1 pseudogene is annotated in these 662 nt (G+C 51.5%); it reads right to left on the reverse strand.

The features are described 5' to 3' along the window. Positions 1 to 31: 31 nt before the first annotated feature. Positions 32 to 662: pseudogene (locus INT22_RS06985) on the reverse strand (anthranilate synthase component II); the annotation flags it as partial.

Below are 662 nucleotides of genomic sequence, written 5' to 3' on the forward strand. Positions count from 1 at the left end.
GCTAAGTTATCTCAACGCTAAGCCTGATGGGTCAGGCAAATAAGAAGTTAGCAATGAGTTCTTTGCCACCTTCTGTGGCAAACGATTCGGGGTGAAACTGAATGCCGTGAATGGGGTAATCACGGTGCTTTACGCCCATCAATTCAAACTCACCTACTGCTTGCCAGTGGCTGNNCACCTACTGCTTGCCAGTGGCTGCGTTGCTCAAACTTGTCAGCACCTAGCGCGCCCACTGTTGCGGTTACTTCCAGGCAGTCAGGCAGGGTGAACGCGTCGGCAATCAATGAGTGATAGCGCATCACCTCAAGCTGGTCAGGCACGCCATTAAATACCGAGCGATTGTTGTGGTTGATCGGACTGATTTTGCCATGCATCGGTAGAGGCGCTTTTACCACTTTGCCGCCAAAAACGTGAACAATGCCCTGCATGCCCAGGCAAACGCCCAACAGTGGCGTGGTTTTGCCGAGTTTCTCGATAACGTCGGCACAGACGCCAAAGTAACGCGGATCATCCGGCGAGCCTGGGCCCGGCGAGATAATAATCCGATCAGGCGCCATGGCTTCTATCGCTTTGAAGTCGATTTGATTGTTGCGCTTAACAATAATCTCGAAATGAGGCAGTTCGCCGCGATTCTTCTCGGTGGTTAAAATCTCACCAATAAA

The organism is Halomonas sp. 3D7M (genome assembly GCF_014897885.1).
Lineage (GTDB): Bacteria > Pseudomonadota > Gammaproteobacteria > Pseudomonadales > Halomonadaceae > Vreelandella.